The sequence below is a fragment of the Alcaligenes sp. genome (assembly GCF_050255915.1).
Taxonomy (GTDB): domain Bacteria; phylum Pseudomonadota; class Gammaproteobacteria; order Burkholderiales; family Burkholderiaceae_B; genus Alcaligenes; species Alcaligenes aquatilis.
The window spans coordinates 160,366-178,324 of sequence record NZ_JBFWIQ010000002.1 but is presented as its reverse complement, the minus strand read 5'-3'; the positions used below and the strand labels follow the sequence as shown (position 1 = coordinate 178,324).

The following is a 17,959-nucleotide window of genomic DNA, read 5'->3' as shown; positions in this document are numbered from 1 at the left end:
CCATTGATCTGTACACGAGGACGACATGACCGAAAAGAAACTGATTCCCTACGGCGGCTATTACACCAACCGCATTCCTGATCACGACCCTGAGTTGACCGAAGTCGGCCCTGGCACGCCCATGGGCGAGTACATGCGCCGCTTCTGGCATCCCGTGTGCATGGCAGCGGAACTGACCGATACCCCGCGTTTTCTGAAAATCATGGGTGAAGAGCTGGTCGCCTTCCGCGACAAAAGCGGTCAGATCGGCCTGCTGCACGCCCATTGCGCCCACCGTGGCGCCTCCTTGGAGTACGGTGCCATCCAGGAAAAGGGCATTATGTGCTGCTATCACGGCATGGTGTTCGACGTAGACGGAACCTGTCTGCATGTCCCTTACCCCAAAGGCGAAGAGGCCGAGGGCGAAAAATACGCCTGCTCCATCCGCCAGGGAGCTTACAAGGCCTTCGAGCGCCATGGCCTGATTTTTGCCTACATGGGCCCGCCCGATGCCGAACCACCTTTCCCCGAATGGGAGGAAAACTTCACCGTCATGCCCGGCGATGAACTGGTGGCGTTCAGCAACTTCCAGCACTGCAACTGGCTGCAAGTGCAAGACAATGCCGCCGACAACTTCCACCCCACCGCCTTGCACGCCGCCAAGAACGTGGTGGGCGGCAACTACCAGGGCACCACCTTTGACGAAGTAGGCGCGGCCTCCATGGAAGTGGCCCCCGACATGCAGTTCATCCCTGTACACAATGGCCGCAGCCTGGCCTGCGCGGGTGCCCGTCGTGCCAGCAAGGACAATCTGTTTATCCGTGTTCAGCACCAGGTCCTGCCTAATTTGAGCCTGCATGCCTACACTTCTGAGGACGGTGCCCAGCAAAAGTTTTTCAGCCGCTTTCACATCGTGCGCTGGACCGTTCCCGTTGACGACCAGAACAGCAAGATGATTGGCTGGCGCGTCATGGGCCCTGGCATTGATACACGCGCAGTGGGTAACAAGGATATGGTGGGCTACGAGACCATCGACTTTCTGGAAGGGCAGGTTGCCATGCGCCGTCCCGAACGCTTTGGACAATACAAGCTGGACGATCTGCCACCCATCCCGTCCGACCACCGTGCCCGTCACAACTACAAGGAATGCCAGCAGGCACCCGGCGATTACGAGGCCATCATCAGCCAACGCCCGATTGCCGTCCATGCCCTGGAGAACCCGACCAAGTTCGACGCTGGGCTGTACATGTTTCGCAAGATGTTGCGCGATGCCTTGCGTGGCTCCAACCCTGCGGCGACCCCTGAAGGCTTTGCCCAGTGGCTGAAAGATTGTGGTGGCGCCCCCAACAGTTATTGCTCGGGCAATGTTCTGGCCATCCCCGAGTCCGACGATCTCGCCCAGGAAGTCGCACGCCGTCGTCATGCCACCCGCGAAATCGTGCGCATCCTGACCTCGGCCGACAATCTGAAAGGCTCGGAACGCGAAGCTTTCGTCAAACAAAGCATGCAGGAACTTCAACAATCGCTCAGCGCTGTTGCTGCTGAGTCCTGATCGCCTGCGGCACCCGCTCCAACGGGGCGGGTGCCCCATACGGAGAGCGCCATGAACGCCATTGCAGAACCCGCCACTCCCGTCCAGGCGGCTACCAATCCGGACGGGCTGTTGTCACTGCGGATCCGGCAAATCCGCTACGAAGCGCAAGGCATCAATTCTTATGAACTCAGTTGTCCTCAGGGCGGCGAGTTGCCCGCCTTCGAGGCCGGTGCCCATATAGACGTACATATTCAGCCCGGCCTGATCCGCCAATACTCCCTGTGCAACTCGCCCCATGAGCGTCATCGCTACGTTATTGCAGTCCTGCGCGATGCCAACGGACGAGGCGGTTCACGCAGCTTGCACGACACCTTGCAGGTCCAGCAGCAGGTGACCGTCAGCACGCCCCGCAATCACTTTCGACTGGACTCGAACGCACGCCACTCCATTCTGTTGGCCGGGGGTATCGGTATCACGCCCATCAAGGCGATGGCCCACTTTCTGGAGTCACAAGGCCAGCCCTTTGAATTGCACTACTGCACTCGCAGCCACGACACGGCCGCCTTTGGTTCCGAACTGACTCAGTGGCAAGAGCAAGGCCGCCTGCATCTGCACCTGGACAAGGGCAACCCCGCACAAGGTCTGAATCTGCAGAACTTGCTAGCCAATGCAGTTGAAGGCACCCACGTGTATTACTGCGGTCCAGCCGGCTTTATGCAGGCCTGTGCCCAGGCCAGCTCGCACTGGCCTGCCGGTTCCGTGCATTGCGAACACTTCAAGGCACCTGAACCCGCCCCCAGTGCCCATACCCTGCCTCCCGGTGCCTTCATGGCACAAATTGCCAGTACCGGCCAGTGCATTGAGGTTGCATCCGATCAAACCCTAAGCGATGCCTTGACACAAGCCGGTGTGCCAATTGCCACCTCCTGTGTATCGGGCCTGTGCGGCACCTGCCGCGTCAACTACCTGCAAGGGGATGTTGACCACCAGGACTACATCCTCAGTGCCGACGAGCAAAGCCATTGCCTGACCGCCTGCGTTTCACGCGCACGCTCGGGCGTCCTGGTTCTGGACCTGTAAGCCCATCTCCGGGTCCTGGCTCCCGCCAGGGCACACCCCATTTACATCGGGCCCACTCGTGGCCCAAGGAGTCACCACAGCACCTGCTACAGAGCGGCTTGCACACGGCCGCCATCACACACTCCCCGGCAGCACAACGACGAACACAACAATATTCGCGGAGACAACAATGACTGCATTGAAAACCATGGTGGGGGGAATAGACCACCTGAACCGCTGTATCGGATTCATCATCAAATGGCTATTGCTGGCCACCACCATTCTGAGCGCCAGCAACGCCATCACCCGCAAGGCCTTTGACCTGAGCTCCAACGGCATGCTGGAAGCTCAGTGGTACCTGTATGCGGCTGTCTTTCTCTTGGGAGGAGGGTACGCATTTCTGCACAACAGCCATGTTCGGATCGACTTCATCTCCACCCGCCTGGGCGCGCGTGGACGCAACCTGGTCGATATCGTCGGGATCGCTGTCGTCCTGATCCCGTTCTGTCTGTTTGTCATCAACCTGAGCTGGGGATTTTTCACCACCGCCTGGCATTCGGGGGAAATGTCCGGCAACGCCGGAGGGTTGGTGCGCTGGCCTGCCTATCTGCTGATTCCTGCCGGCTTTAGCCTGCTCTTGCTTCAGGGCCTGGCCGAACTGGTCAAACGACTCCTGTTCCTGACAGGCAAAGGGCCCGATAGCATCGCCGAAGAGGGTTCCCAGGACACGCCTATCCATGTGCCTGCCCAAGCGCTATCGACCGCCCAGGAGGGCTCGCGATGATCACCTCCTTTATTACGGACTACTTCGTCCCCATCATGTTCCTGAGCCTGGTCGTACTCTTGCTGACCGGCTTTCCCGTCGCATTCGGCCTGGCCGCAACAGGTCTGGCCTTCGGAGTCTTGGGCATCGCCCTGGAATTGTTCCCCACCAATCTGTTTCAGGTCCTGCCTTTACGTATCTTCGGGATCATGCAGAACGAGACCATGCTGGCCATTCCCTTTTTTACGTTGATGGGCATCATTCTGGAACGTTCGGGCATGGCTGAAGACCTGCTCGAGACCATGGGTCAGCTCTTCGGGGCGGTGCGCGGTGGTCTGGCCGTCTCGGTTATCCTGGTCGGGGCCTTGCTGGCTGCCTCCACCGGTGTCACATCGGCTGTCGTGATCTCCATGGGCCTGATTTCCTTGCCCGTCATGCTGCGCTACGGCTACAAACCGGAAATGGCCACGGGCATCATCACCGCTTCAGGCGCACTGGTACAGATACTGCCGCCCTCGTTGGTCTTGATTGTGATGGCTGATCAATTGGGCCGATCCGTTGGGGACATGTACGCAGCCGCACTCGGACCTGGCCTCCTGCTTTTGGTGATCTATATTACTTTCATCATCGTCCTGGCCTTGATCCGTCCTTCCTGGATGCCAGCCTTACCAGAACAGGCCAGAAGTCAGGTCACAGCCACTGGCGCAAGCGGACGACGGTCGCTGGGCATGCTGGTCCTGCTTTGTGCCTTCATCGGCTTTACTTGGGCGGGCCTGCACAACGAAGTCATGGCCCAGGTCTTTTCCCAGCCGGCTCAGGCCCCCACTGATCAAGTTGCCATCACCGCTCTGCTGGTCGCCTCCATGAGCGCGCTGCTGTTTGCGACGGTGAATCGGGTTACCGGCTGGGGACTACTCTCGCAACTGGCCGAACGCTTTGTATTCGCCCTGATCCCCCCCGTCGTCCTGATCTTTCTGGTGCTGGGCACCATCTTCCTGGGAATTGCCACCCCAACAGAGGGCGGGGCCATGGGTGCAATTGGCGCGTTGATACTGGCCTTGATACGCAAACGCCTTAACGGGGCCTTGCTTAGCCAAGCCCTGGAAAACACCGCCAAACTGGCTATTTTTGTGATGTTCATCCTGATCGGCTCGACCGTCTTTAGCTTCACGTTCAGCGCAGCAGACGGCCACGTGTGGGTAGAGCATCTGTTTGATGCCATTCCCGGTGGCGAACTGGGTTTTGTCATTGCCGTCAGTGCCATCATCTTTGTGCTGGGCATGTTTCTGGACTTCTTCGAGATTGCCTTTATTGTGGTCCCGCTGTTGACGCCTGTCGCCAACAGTTTGGGCATTGATCTGATCTGGTTCGGGATTGTCATCGCCCTGGTCCTGCAAACCTCCTTTCTGACCCCCCCATTCGGTTTTGCCCTGTTGTATTTGCGCAGCGTGGCACCCCGATCCGACTATATCGATTCCGTTAGCCGGCAAACTATTTCAAGGGTTCGTACCCAGCAAATCTGGAAGGGCTCAGCCTACTTCGTCGTACTACAATTGCTGGTGGTAGGCATCGTCATCGCCTATCCGCAACTGGTAACGGGAGGCTTGCACAAGACAGTCAGCCTGAGCGAAGACGAAATCCTGCTCCAGCTGAACCGTCCCGCCCCCATGCTCAACCCAGGAGCGATACAGGCAGACGATCCGCTAAGCAACCCGTTCGAAGTACAAGCGACATCAGACCAGGATCCCATGGCCGCGCTCTTGCACTCCATGCGGACCACACCCTGATGTCAATCCAGGGCCGCAGCCAGGCTGCGGCCTTAACTTGTTTTTTGTTTGTAGCGGAGTTCCAGACCCCATGCATGCCAAGCTTTCCGGTAAGTTGCAGGCCCGTCCACACTATGTTGACGAGGTCTATCGCATCCTGCTCGATGCCATCAGCGACGGCTCCCTGGCCCCCGGCTCACGCATCACTCAGGAAGACATTGCTGAGCAGCTCAAGGTGTCACGCTCACCCGTCTTGCAGGCCATCCAGTTGCTGAAAAAAGATGGACTGCTACAAGACGCTGAAGGGCGGGGCGTTATGGTGGCTCCGCTGAGTCTGGAACATATCGGGCATCTGTACCAAGTGCGGGGTGCCTTGGAAGCATTGGCAACCAAGCTGGCGGCACGTCAAGGCGCCGTGCTGGATCCGGACCTGATCCGTCTGGGCCGCAAAGTGGCTCGCGGCCACGACGTACGCGCCATGATCGAAGCCGACGAGGCCTTTCACAAAGCAATTTACGAAGCATCGGGCAACCCCATGATCGCCGAAAGCGCGCAGGTTCATTGGGTACACCTACGGCGTGTCATGGGTGCTGTACTGCAATCGGCAGAACAACGCCTGTCCATCTGGGACGAACACGAGGAGCTGGCTGCGGCCATTGCATCGGGCGACGAAGCCAAAGCACTGACCATCTGTGAGCGACATATGCACAATGCCAGTGAAAAATTGCTAAGCCGCTTGCAGGAAATCCTGGAGCAGCCCGCCTGAAACCAACACCCCCCTTTTCTTACAAAGGGGGTGTTGGTTTCCGATCCTCGGAATTAACTTCATAACGCAACCAGCCCGCAATCACAGAAGCACCATCTGCTCTATCCTTGGGATGAGTGCGACCGTCGTAAACAGGTATCTCCTTAAAGTCGAAGGGGCTCATCGCCTCGATGCACGCCACATTGACACCATATTGTTCGGGATTGGAGCGGCGTTGATGGAAAGTATAGATTCCGCAGTGCGAACAGAAGTAATGCCTGGCCTGCCCTGCGTTGAATTGATAAAGCGTCAGCGCATCCTGGCCTTGCTCGACCTGAATATCAGCCAGATTCGCCGACACAGCTACCGCCCCACGCATACGACAATAAGAGCAATTGCAGCGACGCGCGGATCTCAAGCCGTCACAAAGCCGCACGTTAAAACGGACCGTGCCACAGTGACAGGCGGCTTTGTAAATGGAGCAGGCATCAGGATAGGTTTCAATCATGGAAGGCCTCTCTAAACTGCAAGCCAGATTATTCGAATAAGTGCAGAACTGTATAAAAGTCACACCATTCTACCGATGGCTATGCAACCGGGGAGTCTGCAGTGAGAAACTTGAACTGAAATGCAGAGCCATGTGAAACGACGTGACCCGCTGTTGGGCCTGCAAAGTGGCCGGTCAACAATATCTTCGAGTTATCGGCACAACTCTCAAGCAGATTCAGTCGGGAACGCAGTGCGGCTGCTTCATTAAAATCAGCGGCATTAGACAAATGAGGGCGTGCGCACTGGATCGGATGATGGATGACATCTCCCGACATAATGGCGTGCTCATGGCCGTGGCAAATATGTACAAGCAAGTTTCCGGGAGTATGGCCAGGCGCACTTTCTACATACACATCGGTTCCTAACTCGGTCATGACCTGATCACCAGCATCCACGAAAATAGCCCGGCCTGCTTCGACTATCGGCAACACACTATCGACAAAGGAGCCACGATTGATCGGCGCGGTCGGATTATCAAGGTTGAGGCGGTGGTAATGATCGAACTCCTGCCGACCCATCAGATAACGAGCACGCGGGAAAGTCGGTACCCAACGACCATTGTCAAGCCTGGTATTCCAACCGACGTGGTCTGCATGCAAATGTGTACACAAGACCAAGTCTATGTCTTCGGGCCGCAGACCTAAGCGTCCAAGATTGTCCAGATAGCGTGTGTTCAAACGATGCCATGCAGGCATTGAAGGGCGTTCTTTATGGTTACCGTTGCATGTGTCGATAAGAATATTGCGGCTTGGCGTACGAATCAGGAAAGAATGAAAACTCAGCTTGAGCTTTCGGCTGACCTTGTCGATGCAGCTAGGGTCCAGCCAATCAATCTCAGCGTCAATATCCTTAGCTTGAATATTGGGAAAGAGCCAGTCCCCCGCCAGATCCATACTGGCGATCTCAATGACCTTTTCAATACGGGCCTTTCCTATGTCGATCGGTATCATAGAAAATAACTCTCTGTCTTTATTGTGGGTAACGAACGACTATCCGTAAAGGCATGGGCCTCTATTCAAGATTGAGCTTTGCGTTAGCGATGACCTGCCCCCAACGGGTTTTCTCATCTGCAATGAAGCGCGCCAATTGGGTGTTGTCGGCCAGAAACGGCACCATCGATTGGGCCTTTAACGAGTCGAGCATCGCAGGGTCCGCCAACGCTGTTTGGATGAAATCGCTTACTGCTTCGATCACGGCCGGTGATGTCTCTGGGGGGGCGGATACGGCGAACCAATTGCCAAGATCAACAGAAGGCCCGCCTTGCTCTTGAAGGGTAGGCAATTCAGGCCACAGTTGGCTGCGCTGTGCTGCGGCGTAACCTAGTGCCGTGACCGATCCCGAGCGGTGAGCCATAGCCAGTGGCATGGGAGCCAGGAATAGATCCACTTCGCCTTTTAGCAGGGCTTGCATGGCATTGCCGCCTCCTTGATAGGGAACATGCACCATTTCAGGGATCTTCATCTCCTGCTCCAAAAGCAATACGCCCAGGTGAGCGCTACAACCCATACCCCATGAGGAATAGGTGAGACTCTGGGTTTTGGCAAGTGCCGCCAATTGGGCCAGATCACGAACGGGTAAACCCGCACGAACCATAAGTACCGTACCAATACGGGCGATGGAGGCCACCGGAACAGCGGCTTCGATCTTTTGCCGACGACTTGGATACAGAAAGGTGTTGAGCACACTCGTATCAAGATTGGTAATTTGATACGTCAGCCCGTCGGGTTTCGAGGCATAGATGAGATCGGCAGCGATATTGCCTGCTGCGCCAGGACGGTTCTCAACAACCCAGGGTTGGCTGGAGATCCCTTGCAAGGCCTTGGCAAGAATGCGTCCCACAATGTCCGCACCACCACCCGGCGTGTAAGGAACCATCAATCTGACTGGCCTGTTAGGGACCCAGGTAGATTTCGCAAAGGAAACAGGTAAGTGTGCGATGAGAGGGATTGTCCCAAGCAGGCCGAGCAGTTGGCGGCGCGAGGATGAGTAGTGGTTCAACCTTGAGTGATGACGCATTGTTGTCTCCATATATGGATTGATGCGGTCGTGGTTCGACCGTCAATGTCTGCTTATCGTTGCCAGACCTGTTGCAAGCCAGCTCTGGCCCGCATGGTTACCGTGAAAAATTCGCACGGCAAACGCAAGCTCAACAGGGCGGAAACCTGCATTTTGCGAAGATTAAGTCGCCTGATTCATTTAAACAATCAATATTTTTATATTTTTATATATTTATTTTTTTAATGTATTTGAACTCATTGATTGCTCTGATCTGTACCAATCAGACGACCTAGGGCTCCGTTCTTATCCATACGGCAAGACCGTCAAAATTGCGTCGCAAATAGTGGGCGCACACCTCCATGCGATCCCTGCTTATTGGGACGCAGGCCCAGATAGCCTCATTGAAAGTTGATTCATGGAGAACGTTTTAGCTCTAAAAACATTAATTTTATTGATGATAAACAATCAAAAATTGTCGATTGTTTTTATGTATCTACGGACTTAACCTACTGGCAATAAGCAAGAACAGAGGCATCGCGTAGGCAAAATGAATGAGTACGTAGACTACATAATTGTCGGCTCCGGGCCGGCTGGATCGGTTATCGCCAGACGGCTAAGCGAACAGACCTCTAACAGCATTTGCGTGTTGGAGGCCGGCCAAAACGACAACAATTTTTTCATCCGCGTCCCGGTCGGTTTCGTCAAAACGCTATACAGCGGCAAGTTCACCTGGAACTACCAAACGGAGCCTGCACAGGCAACGAACAATCGCATCATTGCGATGCCGCAAGGGCGAGTCGTGGGTGGGTCAAGCTCCGTTAACGGACTGGTGTACTCACGTGGCCAACGCGAAGACTTCGATGACTGGGAAAAACTGGGAAACTCTGGCTGGGGATACGCCGATGTTCTCTCTTATTTCAAACGCTCGGAGCGTCGGGTGGGAGAATGCGACCCTGATTTTCGTGGCTTGACGGGCGAGCTTCCTATTACCAACCCAGATTGGAGCTCACCATTGTGTGAGGCCTTTATTCGAGGTTGTGAAGAGTTCGGAATCCCGCGCAATACGGATTACAACGGTGCAGAGCAGCTCGGCACAGGGTACTTCCAACGCTACATTTACCAGAATAAACGTGTCAATTGTTCGGATGCTTTTTTACGTCCAGCACTCAAAAGTGGGCGGGTGCAGCTTAAAACGAACGCCACTGTTTCGGAAATCTTATTTGAAGGTCGACGCGCCATTGGCGTCAAATATCTGCGTAATGGCCAAACGCATACGCTCTATGCCAACCGTGAAGTTATCCTCAGCGCAGGAGCGGTAAATTCACCAAAAATATTACAACTGTCGGGGGTCGGACCTCACGAACTGTTGGCAGGGCATGGTATTGAGGTCAAACATGCATTAGCCGGCGTGGGCGCCAATTTTCGTGATCACTATACCGTTCGCAGTATCTCGCGAGCCAAATCAGCGCTCACGCTCAACGAACTGTCCAAGGGGTGGCGATTAGGTAGAGAGATCGTGAGATGGTTTGCAGGCAAGCCCAGCATCTTGGGGTTGAGTCCCTCAATGGTGCATGTGTTCTGGAAAACACGTTTCAGCCCTCAGCGCGGCGATGTTCAGATCTTGTTTACCCCAGCCAGCTACAAGCCCGGCAGCAACTATGTCTTGGACGATATGCCAGGCATGAGTACCGGGGCGCGCCAACAACGGCCAGAGAGCAGCGGCTATGTACACATTCAGTCTAAAGACCCACTGCAGGCACCGTTGATCCAGCCCAATTTCCTCGAACATGAATTGGATCAGCGAACCCTTGTCGAAGCGCTCAAGCTTGCACGGCAGTTGATGACAACAACGGCGATGGCCCCCTATTTGGTCAACGAATTGCAGCCGGGCAAAGACGTGCATCGAGATGACGAATGGCTCGACTACGCACGTCAAAAAGGCACGACCGGCTATCACATGGTAGGCACATGCAAAATGGGACGCCAGGACGATCCCATGGCTGTTGTGGATGCCCAACTACGCGTCCACGGTATGGAAAATCTGCGCATTGCGGATGCGTCGATCATGCCGCAAGTCCCTTCTGCTAACACCTTGGCAGCCAGTTTGATGATAGGCGAAAAAGCCGCTGACATGATTTCAGCACAGTAAAGCACACTATTCTTGGAGGTACCACGATGCCCACAGATTTTCCCGACGCACTTGTTAACGTTTCTTCATTGAGTTTAATCGCCGGTGTCCGTGTGAACAGCGGCGCGACCTTTACGGTCTACAACCGCTATACCGGTAAAGCCATCGCGCAGATCGATCAAACTTCGCAAGAGCATATCCGGCAAGCCGTGATCGCAGCACGGCTTAACCTAAAGAAAGCACCTGATGGCTATGAACGTTCGCGCATTTTGCGTAAAGCGGTAGAGCTGATTACGGCGAGAAAGCAGCAATTTATCGACGTGATGACCCTGGAGGCCGGCTTCACCGTGAGTGAAGCATCCAATGAGATCGCTCGAGGGTTGGATACGCTGGAAATCTCGGCAGAAGAGGCCAAGCGGATTTGCGGTGAAATGATCCCTATGGATGGCAATCCAGGTCAAAAGGACCGTCTCGCCTTTACGCTGCGTACCCCTGTCGGAATCGTGTGTGCCATTACGCCATTTAACGCGCCTTTCAACGCGTTGTTGCATAAAGTCGCCCCCGCGATCGCTGCTGGCAACGCTGTCATTATCAAGCCTTCAGGGTACACCCCATTGACGGCCAGCCTAATTTGCGACGTCTTGCTGGAAGCCGGTTGGCCGGCGGAGTTGTTATCGCTGGTACACGGAGAAGGCGCACAGGCTGGCGAGTGGCTATTAGACGAGCAAGATATCAACTTCTATACCTTTACGGGCAGCACACGTGTGGGCCGCCTCATCCAGCAAAAGGCAGGCCGACGCCGTACGCAGTTAGAGTTGGGAAGTATTGCTTGCACAATCATCTGCGACGATGCGGATCTCGAGTTTGCACTGCCCCGCATTCTGCGTGCAACGTTCCGAAAGGCAGGCCAAGTATGCACATCTATTCAGCGCTTATACGTGGCGCAATCACGTGTCGCTGAGGTAACGGCAAGTTTAGAGAACGCGGTTCGCGCTCTCAAAAGTGGGGATCCACGATTGGGCGACACCGATGTGGGCCCGATGATCACCGAACAAGAAGCGATACGCGCTGAATCGTGGATCAAGGAGGCGGTCAATATGGGAGCGCAGCTCGTTGCAGGAGGGCAGCGCGACAAGTCTGTGTTGGCACCCACGATTCTGTCTAACGTGCATTCAGGCATGAGCGTATTTGACCAGGAAATTTTTGCGCCAGTCGTCACACTCTTGCCTTTTGAGACAGTCGCAGAAGTGATCGAAGGAATCAACTCCACCCCTTATGGCCTTGCGGCAGGCGTGTTTACGAACGATGTCAATACGGCCTTTCATCTGGCTCGTCATTTGCAAGTGGGCGGTCTGCACATTAATGAAACGTCCAGCTCTCGTAACGATGGTATGCCCTATGGCGGTGTCAAGGATAGCGGCTACGGTTTCGAAGGGCCGAAGTATGCAGTGCGGGACATGACTGACGAGAAAGTAGTGACATTCTCGCTGCGTCATCCTAAGTAACTCGTTGGTGTTGAGAAAAAAATTTCTAATAAAGAGGAGATAAAACCATGCAACCAAAACCTATTATCAAACGGCGTTGCAACCTGACCAGCCGTGTGTGTACGGCCATATTCGGCGTGATCTTGGGAGGCAGCGTACAAGCGGGTACCTATCCAGAGCGACCGATCAGTTTGATCGTTCCGTATACCGCAGGCGGGCCGACCGATGTGTTGGCGCGTGCGATCGGCGAAGGCTTGGCTAAAGAGCTCAAACAAGCCGTGGTAGTGGAAAACACTCCCGGCGCAGGTGGCATTATTGGCCAGTCTAAACTAGTCAGGGCCGCACCCGATGGTTATACATTATTGTTGGGTAACGTTGGCACATTGGCGGCGAATGCGTCCGTTTACAAGGATTTGCCATACAACAACCTGGAGGATTTCACTCCAATTGCTTCAGTTGGTGATGCCCCACAGATTTTGTCGGCACGTATTGATTTCCCTGCCAAGGATTTGGATAGCTTTGCCGCTTACGCGAAAGCCAATGCCGCATCCATGAATTTCGGGGATGCGGGCGTCGGGTCGGGTGCCTTTTTAGGGGCAGTCTTACTGAACGCAACATTGGGTATTAATGTGGGGGCTGTCCATTATCGCGGTGCGGCGCAAGCGACGGCAGATGTGATGGCCGGCCACATTGACTACACGGTGGAAAGCAGCAGTACCGCAGTGTCGTCGATTGCCTCGGGTAAGGTAAAGGGGCTGGCCGTGCTCAGTCCAGAACGGGTGTCGGTTTTGCCTGACGTGCCTTCGGCTGGCGAATCTAGCTATAAGAATCTGAACTACACCATCTGGAATATGGTGGTGGTCAAAAAGGGCGTACCAGAAGAGATCACCCAGAAACTGAACGTCGCCCTTAACCATGTACTGGCTCAACCCGACTTGATGGCGCGATATCAGAAAATGGGATTGACCGTGCCCAGCGAAAGTCATCGCTCCCTGGCGGGCTCACGTAAACTGCTGACAGATGACATCGCTCGCTGGCGTCAGTTGTTACGCGACGCAGGTATCAAGCCGGAATAAACAAGGGTCGGTCTTGATATCCGATGCAAACGCCTGTGGGCGGGGTGGCGTCAAGACCGACTTAACGAAAGGTGGAAATTGTCTTGGCAATATCCACCAATTTGCGAATGACCGTCTGGCTTTGATCCATGCCCCAAGCCGCATTAAACGGAATAGGCGCAAAAGCAGGAGCATCTTTTAGTACTACTAATTCGCCGCGCTCCAGCTCAGACTCAATAAGAGGGGCGGTCATGAGTCCGACGCCCGTCCCTCTGCAGATCAATTCCTTCAAGGTCAGTATGCTGCTGCAAATATCGACCTTCACTTTCAGATTATGGTCTTTGATGAGCTGCATCAAGACCGGATGCAATGGCGACTCTTTTGAAAGCGACCATACAGGCTGACTTTGTAGAATCTGTAGCCAATTTTGGTCGGACTGTTTACCATTTCGCCCCACAAGGTCAGGCGCTCCTACCAGCAACACATCGGCAACACCGATCGGCTCGACATGAAACCGATGATCCGTGTGTAGGGAGTGAGTAGCCAGAAAGACCAAATCCAACTGCCCGTTCTCTAGTTTGCTGACGCTTAATGAGGTCTGTCCGACCTCTACTTCAAAGCTAAGCTGTGGCATCGTGGCTCTCGCCGTCTTAATGAACGTTGAAAACCACGTTTGCCCTATCAAGCCGGCAATACCCACACAGATCAAGCCGGATGCATGCGATGCATCATCGAGCGAATAAATGACGTCATCAATGGCAGCCAACAAGGGTTTAATCTGCTGAACAAGCTCACGCCCTTGTGTTGTGAGATCCATCCTACGTCCACGCTTATGAAACACAGGAAAACCTATACGGTCTTCGAACTCGCGCATACGCGCCGAGACCGTAGGTTGAGTGGTGTGCATATAATCGGCTGCCGCCTGAAAACTGCCCTGCTGGGCAATACGGCACAGCGTCTGAAGATGCAAGATAGTGATCTTAGTCATCAATTTCTTATGAAAATTAGCTTGTCAAAAGCTAGAGCAATGGCCCGTGACGCTTCAAACCCATAGTCTAACAGGGTCAATAGCTCCAAGCGTTGAGAGGATGGGGCCGCTATGGGCAAGCAGAGCGAGGCTTTCCGGGGGTGTCATCAATTCCGTATTCAAGGCAGGTTGAACATCCGACATCAGACACAAGGCGGTTAAATAAAGCAGGGCACCGCGCCACCAGCCCCTTTGACGATTGATGCAGGTACAAAAAAGCGCTCAAACAAGGTATGTTTGAGCGCTTTTTCATGACTGGTCTCCCAGAACTCAGGCATCAAAGCTCTGGATTTGATACGTCTTTGGCTTGCCACAGCAAGAACCAAAGGCCAGGAGAGCGTTAACCCTCTTCTACAAACTGCCGCACCTCGGCAGGGGTCAAATAACGCGACTCACCTGGCTCCAGACTGGCGTCCAAAGAAAGAGAGCCAATGCGCTCACGATGCAAGGTCTGAACCAGGTTTCCCAGGGAAGCAAACATACGTTTGACCTGATGGTATTTCCCTTCCTGAATAGTCAGCCTTGCGGTACGTTCATCAATGCGTTCCAGTACGGCTGGCAGCGTGGGCTTATCCTCGCCATTTAACAAGATACCGGCCTTGAACAATTCTTCTGCATTGTCAGGCAAAGGCTCTGCCAAGGTTGCCACGTAGACCTTATCGCACTGATGGCGGGGCGAGATAATCCGATGCGTCCACTGGCCATCATCCGTAATCAAAATCAAACCGGTGGTGTCCACATCCAATCGACCGACGGTATGCAAACGCTCACGCTTGTCTACATCGATCAGCATCATCACGGACGGATAGGCGCTATTTTTAAGGCTGCATTCGTAACCAGCGGGCTTATTGAGCATGATGTAACGCAGGCCAATCAGGGCAAGTGGCTCGTTGTCCCAGCACACTACATCGCCCTCTTGTATAACGTGGGTGCCCTTGGTCACCACCTCGCCGTTAACCGTGATTTCCCCGCTTTTAAGCACTTTACGCGCGTCTGAGCGACTCAGATCCGTACTCTCACCAAGAAACTTGTCCAGTCGCATTCCATTTCCACACAAATAGTTATTGAATAATTTACAGCGTCATCACGATCGATCAAGGGGCCTTGCAAGGCCGACACCCCTTCTTTTTCGTTCATTCTAAAGCAGGGTGAATCACTGCAAGTAGACCACACAAGCTTGATTGCGCGCTGTTCCCTTTCTGGAGCGCGTGGCTCCAAAGCGGCTAACTAACCCAGCCATTGATCAGCCGGTATGTGCTCTAGCAGATTCATTGAACCAGCCCAAAGCCCCCTAATCCTTAGGACTCGGAGCGCATCCGTCATCACCAAAAAAATGAGCCCCAGCAAGCACGCCGGAGCCCATTTTATTCATCCGCATCACTGCGGGGTTTTTCACAAGTTCCTGAGATCGGTTTTCATCAACTCTGAGAAAATTTCAAGAGTTGTGAAAATCGACAATCCTTATGTAGGTTCCCACAACAAGCGAAAAATGGTTTATTGATTCTAAATCCTTTTTCATTAATTATAAAATCCTCGACTTCCCAGCTCTCATAATTAGTGAAAAATCTCAACCGTCAATGAAATCCGGATACATCATTATCCGTTGGTGCCGACGAAAAACTCTTATTCCGAACCTGGTTAGTATCCAGACACTTTATCCATCTGAACGCCTCATCGATATCAAGATATAGGCTTGCATAGGCAGTTCGGAGCAAGTTGTCCGGCAAGGCCCAATCCCATTTTTGCTGCTGAAGATTTGTGGCGTCTTTAAGAAGAATATCGAACGAAGGAGGCTCATCAACCGCAGCGTCTAATAAGGCAGCCAATATGTCATCGCTTGATCGTCCTGCCTTAATAACCTCCACGCCAGGCCCGGCCAAAGTGGCAACATACCCTCGTCGGCGTAAAAAACATGCAATTGTCTCGTTTGCAGCATCGCCATGCCAAGTAAGTACGAGTAATTCGTTACCTTGCTCAATCAAAACTTGATTAGCCAAATCTTTATGGATATACGCTTCCCGAGCTTCATCAAGAAACCGTTGTGCAACTACATCCAAATAAGGCAGTTTTCCGTTCGACTCTAATATTTTTCGCATCTCTTGCCGAACCATTGTGTGGACACGACCGGAGCCGCCACTAAAAGACGGAGGCACCCCCCCCCGTGTTCGGACTACATGAATAGACTTTTGAGCCTCATCAATGTCTTCAACCAACCATGTCTTTCCTGCAAACAATATGCGCTGTCCGACCGTCAACATTTGTGATATAGGCAATGTTCCCAAAAGCCGTCCGCCATTAATAATTCGAAACTCTTCATCCACGTTAAAGGCGGCGTAAAAACTATAGTGATTCACAAATTTTTCGCCTAGACGGCCATGCAGCAATAACCCACTTGAGTCTTGAGTTAATAACTCCTTAGAGCCCAAGTGCCGCACTAACACCATGAACTCTTCTTTTGATACCCCTTCAAAGGGCATGCCTAAGCCACATAATTGAGTATAAGCCTGACCAATAGTGGCACCGCCTCGTTGGGCAATCAACGATAGAATCTGTTGAATAAGTGTCGATAAGTGCATGCCATGAGCCCTAGGAGGCTCGAACCAGTTCTTAGTTAGCAGAGAAATCATTGCTGCCATTTGCACGGTACTAAGCCTAAGCTCGGTAGAAAAAGAGGAGCGTGTATCCACGGCATGCTCGATACAATACCCCCGCAATATGGCGGCCTCCCCCTTGCGCCGACCTGAACGCCCCAAGCGTTGGCGCAAACTAGCCACTGAAGGTGGCGGCCCAATTTGAACCACACTTCTAACAGCACCTATGTCGATACCCAGTTCTAATGTATTAGTACAAATAGCTGTAGCTGGATGTTCTTTTTGCTTTAATGCTGCTTCAGTTTCAGAGCGAATCTCTTTAGAAAGGCTCCCATGGTGTGGCCAAAACTCGTTGGGCACTTGCTCTGTTGCACACATCTTGTTGAGCAGGTACGTGTAACGTTCAACCTCACGACGAGAGTTGGGAAATATCAGGTTATTTGAACCGCGCAGAACCTTGAAAAGATGGGACGCAACGTGAGCCGACGTGATGGTTTCTTCACTATCTTGAGTGTCACCGTCATGACTACTGGACTGAACAAACGAAGGCTCTTCATAACCTTTCACAAGAATCTTAAGTTCTGCCCCCGACTCCCTGGACTCAATCAAGATAGGAGCGGGCCCATTCCCGGGCCTTAAAAAACTAGCCGCAAGTTGCATATCACCTAGCGTTGCTGACAAACCAATACGAGGTACTCGTCTTCCAAGATTGGTTTCAATGCGATGCAGAAGCGACTGCATTTGTTTTCCACGCTCGCTTCCAATGAAGGCGTGTAACTCATCGATAATAAAAAAAGCGGTTCGTTCGAATACTGCACTCACTGATGAGCCCCGATTGCACAACAGGGCCTCCATGGATTCAGGAGTGATGAGTAAAACACCTTCTCGTTTAGACAAAAAGCGAGTTTTTGTTGATGAGGAAATATCACCATGCCACGGCCAGACAGGAACTTCTAGCAGCTCACATAGCAGGTCAAGACGCCCAAACTGGTCATTAATCAAAGCTTTCAGCGGACTAACATAAACAATCAGTCCAGGCTCTTTCAGAGCTAATAGATGGGTCAAAGCTGGGAAAAATGCAGCCTCCGTCTTACCCGCTGCTGTAGCAGCTGCAATAATGACATCACAATCTCCCTTAATAAGTAGAGGAATTGCCCGCTCTTGCGCATCCCGTAAGGCTTCCCAGCCTTGGGCCCAAATGAATCGCTGAATGCGCTCATCAAGAAGAAAGAAGGCAGTGCTAGTGATTTCTTCTGACATGACCAGTCATGACTTTAGCCT

At 53.3% G+C, this 17,959-nt stretch carries 14 protein-coding genes; 8 read left to right on the top strand and 6 right to left on the bottom strand.

Annotated elements, in window-relative coordinates; all coding sequences use genetic code 11:
* Positions 1-25 precede the first annotated feature (25 nt).
* The 5 genes from AB7E06_RS03050 to AB7E06_RS03030 all read left to right on the top strand — a co-directional run bounded on the left by AB7E06_RS03050 (position 26) and on the right by AB7E06_RS03030 (position 5,867).
* Positions 26-1,531: a Rieske 2Fe-2S domain-containing protein gene (locus tag AB7E06_RS03050; protein ID WP_230019541.1), complete on the top strand. Its 1,506-nt coding sequence runs from the start codon at positions 26-28 to the stop codon at positions 1,529-1,531.
* A gap of 51 nt (positions 1,532-1,582) precedes the next feature.
* Positions 1,583-2,593, top strand: coding sequence for a PDR/VanB family oxidoreductase (locus AB7E06_RS03045; RefSeq protein ID WP_094195130.1), 1,011 nt, complete (start codon positions 1,583-1,585; stop codon positions 2,591-2,593).
* 169 nt (positions 2,594-2,762) lie between these two features.
* Entirely contained in the window at positions 2,763-3,356 is a 594-nt protein-coding gene (locus tag AB7E06_RS03040) for a TRAP transporter small permease subunit (protein ID WP_094195129.1), read from the top strand.
* On the top strand, positions 3,353-5,122 hold the full coding sequence (locus AB7E06_RS03035; RefSeq protein WP_427955035.1) for a TRAP transporter large permease: 1,770 nt from the start codon (positions 3,353-3,355) through the stop codon (positions 5,120-5,122). Before AB7E06_RS03040 ends, AB7E06_RS03035 begins: the two co-directional genes overlap by 4 nt.
* A gap of 70 nt (positions 5,123-5,192) precedes the next feature.
* Positions 5,193-5,867 carry a GntR family transcriptional regulator gene (locus AB7E06_RS03030; protein WP_094195127.1) on the top strand — a complete coding sequence of 225 codons (675 nt, stop codon included), beginning with the start codon at positions 5,193-5,195 and terminating at the stop codon, positions 5,865-5,867.
* Between the two features lie 19 nt (positions 5,868-5,886).
* Here the strand turns inward: AB7E06_RS03030 and AB7E06_RS03025 are convergent, their stop codons facing one another.
* From AB7E06_RS03025 to AB7E06_RS03015, 3 genes are all read right to left on the bottom strand, one after another.
* On the bottom strand, positions 5,887-6,354 hold the full coding sequence (locus tag AB7E06_RS03025) for a GFA family protein (protein WP_427955033.1): 468 nt from the start codon (positions 6,352-6,354) through the stop codon (positions 5,887-5,889).
* Positions 6,355-6,433: 79 nt separating this feature from the next.
* Positions 6,434-7,345 carry an MBL fold metallo-hydrolase gene (locus tag AB7E06_RS03020; protein WP_094195125.1) on the bottom strand — a complete coding sequence of 304 codons (912 nt, stop codon included), beginning with the start codon at positions 7,343-7,345 and terminating at the stop codon, positions 6,434-6,436.
* A 61-nt stretch (positions 7,346-7,406) separates the two neighbouring features.
* Positions 7,407-8,270 (bottom strand): tripartite tricarboxylate transporter substrate binding protein, encoded by an 864-nt coding sequence (locus AB7E06_RS03015; protein ID WP_230019577.1) that lies wholly within the window; start codon positions 8,268-8,270, stop codon positions 7,407-7,409.
* Between the two features lie 670 nt (positions 8,271-8,940).
* Here AB7E06_RS03015 and AB7E06_RS03010 point away from each other — a divergent pair.
* Genes AB7E06_RS03010 through AB7E06_RS03000 form a run of 3 tightly spaced genes read left to right on the top strand, consistent with a single transcriptional unit; the run spans position 8,941 to position 13,081 of the window.
* The gene (locus AB7E06_RS03010) at positions 8,941-10,542 is read left to right on the top strand and encodes a GMC family oxidoreductase (protein WP_094195123.1); all 1,602 of its coding nucleotides are present in this window, start codon (positions 8,941-8,943) and stop codon (positions 10,540-10,542) included.
* A gap of 26 nt (positions 10,543-10,568) precedes the next feature.
* The gene (locus AB7E06_RS03005; RefSeq protein ID WP_094195122.1) at positions 10,569-12,026 is read left to right on the top strand and encodes an aldehyde dehydrogenase family protein; all 1,458 of its coding nucleotides are present in this window, start codon (positions 10,569-10,571) and stop codon (positions 12,024-12,026) included.
* A gap of 47 nt (positions 12,027-12,073) precedes the next feature.
* Positions 12,074-13,081, top strand: a complete 1,008-nt coding sequence (locus AB7E06_RS03000) for a Bug family tripartite tricarboxylate transporter substrate binding protein (RefSeq protein ID WP_094195121.1) — start codon at positions 12,074-12,076, stop codon at positions 13,079-13,081.
* Between the two features lie 61 nt (positions 13,082-13,142).
* Here the strand turns inward: AB7E06_RS03000 and AB7E06_RS02995 are convergent, their stop codons facing one another.
* From AB7E06_RS02995 to AB7E06_RS02985, 3 genes are all read right to left on the bottom strand, one after another.
* Positions 13,143-14,048: a LysR family transcriptional regulator gene (locus AB7E06_RS02995; protein WP_094195120.1), complete on the bottom strand. Its 906-nt coding sequence runs from the start codon at positions 14,046-14,048 to the stop codon at positions 13,143-13,145.
* A 379-nt stretch (positions 14,049-14,427) separates the two neighbouring features.
* Positions 14,428-15,129 carry a pseudouridine synthase gene (locus AB7E06_RS02990; protein ID WP_123050653.1) on the bottom strand — a complete coding sequence of 234 codons (702 nt, stop codon included), beginning with the start codon at positions 15,127-15,129 and terminating at the stop codon, positions 14,428-14,430.
* Between the two features lie 532 nt (positions 15,130-15,661).
* A complete protein-coding gene (locus tag AB7E06_RS02985) occupies positions 15,662-17,938 on the bottom strand; it encodes a DEAD/DEAH box helicase (RefSeq protein WP_427955028.1) in 2,277 nt (758 codons plus the stop codon).
* Positions 17,939-17,959 lie beyond the last annotated feature (21 nt).